The organism is Desulfovibrio sp. 1214_IL3152 (assembly GCF_036763055.1).
Taxonomy (GTDB): domain Bacteria; phylum Desulfobacterota; class Desulfovibrionia; order Desulfovibrionales; family Desulfovibrionaceae; genus Desulfovibrio.
Genome location: NZ_JBAIYW010000143.1, coordinates 1 through 3,159, shown reverse-complemented (window position 1 = coordinate 3,159; position 3,159 = coordinate 1). Strand labels below are relative to the sequence as shown.

The 3,159-nt window shown below is 57.3% G+C and carries 2 protein-coding genes and 1 pseudogene; 2 read left to right on the top strand and 1 reads right to left on the bottom strand.

Annotated features, from left to right (window positions below):
* Positions 1 to 362, top strand: a 362-nt coding sequence (locus V6C07_RS02985; protein ID WP_333534897.1) for a thiamine pyrophosphate-dependent enzyme, incomplete at its 5' end; no start/stop codon positions are given.
* A 205-nt stretch (positions 363 to 567) separates the two neighbouring features.
* Positions 568 to 1,512 (top strand): AEC family transporter, encoded by a 945-nt coding sequence (locus V6C07_RS02980; protein WP_333534896.1) that lies wholly within the window; start codon positions 568 to 570, stop codon positions 1,510 to 1,512.
* Positions 1,513 to 1,711: 199 nt separating this feature from the next.
* On the opposite strand, the pseudogene V6C07_RS02975 reads toward V6C07_RS02980, so the two are convergent.
* Positions 1,712 to 3,159 (bottom strand): annotated as a pseudogene (locus tag V6C07_RS02975) (hypothetical protein); the annotation flags it as partial.

Genomic DNA, 3,159 nt, shown 5'->3' with positions numbered 1-3,159 from the left:
CCGAACGCGACAGCGGGCGCAACCGCCCGGTGGTCGCCATCATCGGTGACGGTTCCATGCAATATTCTGTTCAGGGGCTGTGGACAGCGGCCCAGCAGGGCCTGCCCATCCTTTTTGTCATACCGAGAAACGGCGAATACGCCATTCTGAAGTCCTTTGCCGTTCTGGAAGAAACCCCCGGCGTGCCGGGCCTTGACCTGCCGGGCCTTGATACGGTTGCCATCGCCAAGGGCTATGGCTGCGAAGCCGTACGCGCCGAAACGGTGGACGAGGTGCGCAAGGTTTGCGCCGAAGCGTTCAAGCGCTCCGGCCCCACCCTTATCGAAGCGCCCATCGTGCCCACCATCCCGCCCCTGCTTTAGAGCAGATTTTGAGAATGTACATTCTCAAAGTTTAAGTCACGCTCGCTTTGATGCTTAACCGCGCAAGTAAATTGCGCTTGCATCTTTGCGGCGGGCGACTGCTCACGCAGCCGCCAGGGCAATTTCAAAGTGAAATTGCTCTAGCCAGAACCAAACGCCATTCCCGGGACCACCGGGTCCCGGGAATGGCTAAAAGGAACCGCCCATGCTTGAAACAATAATCATGGCACTGCTGCCCATTATCGTGACCCTGCTGCTGGGTCTTCTGGCCGGATGGCGGCACGACTTCAGCCAGGATCAGGCATCTGTCCTCAACCGCATGGTCATGCTTTACGCTTTGCCCATGCTTCTTTTTGCAGGCATCCTCGGCACGCCGCTTGATGAGGTACTGAAAAACGCGCAGGTATTTTTGTGGATAGCCATCGGCATGGCCGGGGGCTTTGTGCTTGTTTTTCTGATTTCGCGCCTTGTTTTCAGGTCTGACGTAAAACTTGCGGCCCTGCGCGGTCTGGCAATCGCCGGACCAGCCGTGCCTTTTGTGGGAACTCCGGTTCTGGGCATGCTTTTCCCCGTTGATGCCGATCTGGCGATTGCCGCGGGCAGTATTATCCTGAACCTTGTCCAGGTTCCGCTGGCCCTCATCTTTCTTGTGGGCGAAAGCGGCGACAGCTCTTCCGGCCAGAAAAAAAACCCCATATCCATTGTTGCCGACAGTATCGCCAGTGCGGTCAAACAGCCTGTGGTCTGGGCTCCGGTGCTGGCTTTTGCGCTGCTGCTGGCAGGCCTGGACATGCCCAAAGTGCTTAAAGGCTCGTTTCTTCTGCTGGGGCAGGCCACGGGCGGCGTAGCCCTGTTTGCCGTGGGCGCGGTGCTTTTTGCCCAGAAGGTGAGCATGTCCCTGCCTGTGATCATCAACGTTATCTGCAAGAACATCCTGCTGCCCGGCCTTGTCCTTGTGGTAATGATCTGGCTGGCCGTACCCGTTACGGAACGCGGCCTGGCGGCTGTGACCCTGGCTATTCCCACAGCCTCTATCGCCGTCATTTTTGCCGTGGAATACAAGTCCGGCGAACAGGAAATGGCCTCTACCCTGTTCTGGAGCACCATATTGTCCGTCATAACCATGGGCGGATTTATCTGGCTGACCTGATACAAAACTCTGAAAGAAAAAACGAAACAGACTGAAAAAGCATATGAAAATCCGCCCCGCAACGCTGTCGGGCGGATTTTCATATGCGCATGGCGTAGGGGCAGTCTTGTCCCGGCCAAACGAAATTGCGGCCTGACGAAATTGCGGGATCTGTGAATGTGCGGGCCAAGTGGACACGCTGACAAGAAAAGATCGCCCGTCAGGCGTCCGTATTTTCTTTCAGCTTGCGCTGCGCCCTTTTGGCAGCCAGAACCTCACGCTCACGCCGATTCTTTTCGTCTTCCGCGCGCCGTTGCTTGCGGATACGCTCAAGGCGGGTCTGCTGCGCCTGCTCACGCTGCTTGCGCGCCTGTTCCAGCAGCTTTTCCCGCTTGCGGTCAAAAACCAGGGTGGTGCGCAGTGCCGCCAGTCCGAAAGAAATGACCGTAACAATAAGAATGAGCACCTTCTGGATAGACCACTGATCTTCCCCCAGAATCTCGCGCAGCCAGCCCAGGCGCAAGCTGTCCCCCCAGAAAACCACAACAGGCACCCCGATAAAGCAGAGCAGCAAGCCCACAATCTCAATCCACATGAAGGTCTTGCCCATGGTCAGGCCAAAAAGGGTTCCATCGCGCACCATACGCAAAAACTGCAAACGCTTGCGCAGGTTGCGCAACAGCTCTGCCAGGCGCGGGGTGTCGGCCTGCACCTGCTTGAAGGCTCCGGCATCGCGAAAGTTACAGGAAAAGGCGCGGTTGATGATGCCCGCGCTTTCATTAAAGTCACGGCTGAATTCACGCAGGGCTGAGGGAAACGGAAACCACGAGGCTTCGTCCCGTATTTCCTGAAGAATATCCAGATAATATTTATATCTGTTGCGCAATTCTTCCACTTCGCGGTTGATGCATTCCTCAAGCTCTTTTTCCAGGGCCGGGCGCGTTTCAACAACCTTGAGAAAGGCTGTGTAACTGTTGATGCTGGCGAGCTTTTCCAGCCGCCGGATTTTTCCGCCCAGCAGCAATTGAACCGGATGCTCCGGCGGAAACCAGTCGTTAAGCCGCGAATTCAGTGAGTTGATGGCCAGTCCCTCGGCCTCGGCCTTTTTTTTCGCTTCTGCCCAGAGATCATACAGAGATGAAAGAATAAGCAGACGCCCCCGCTCCAGAGCCGGGTCCATCAGAATATGGCTGAAGTAGGCGGGGTCTTCGCGAATGAGCTTTGTCATCGGGTCCAGTACCGCTTCCGCAAAGCCCATCTTAACCTTGCAGACCATCTCGCGGTACTGCGTCTCGCGCCACTGGGTCACGCGCCATACCTGGCCGTACTGCTCTATGGCCGCGCCAAAATGCCCCTGCTCTTCCTCAAGCCTGGCCTGCAAAAATTCGTTCCACGCCTGAAGCATGGGCGAGGGCGTGAGCATGGCCGCCTCGCCAAAGCTGGCAGCGGCGCGGGCAAAGTCCTGCCGTTCAACATGACAGAAGCCCTGCACCATGCGCAGGCGCGGATCCCGCTGATGACGGCTGATATTCTGGGCGATCTTTTTTTCCAGATCCGCCAGGTCTTCGGGGCCGGAAGCGACCAGCCTGTCGAGCATTTCCCATGCCGGGCTGTCGTCGCGGGGCGGCAGTTCTTCTCCCGGTTCAGGCTCGCGCATGCGGTACAGCC

What these genes read in the sequence shown, in the direction of transcription:
- V6C07_RS02980 (WP_333534896.1), top strand. Translation starts at nt 568, where the DNA reads ATGCTTGAAACAATAATCATGGCACTGCTGCCCATTATCGTGACCCTG.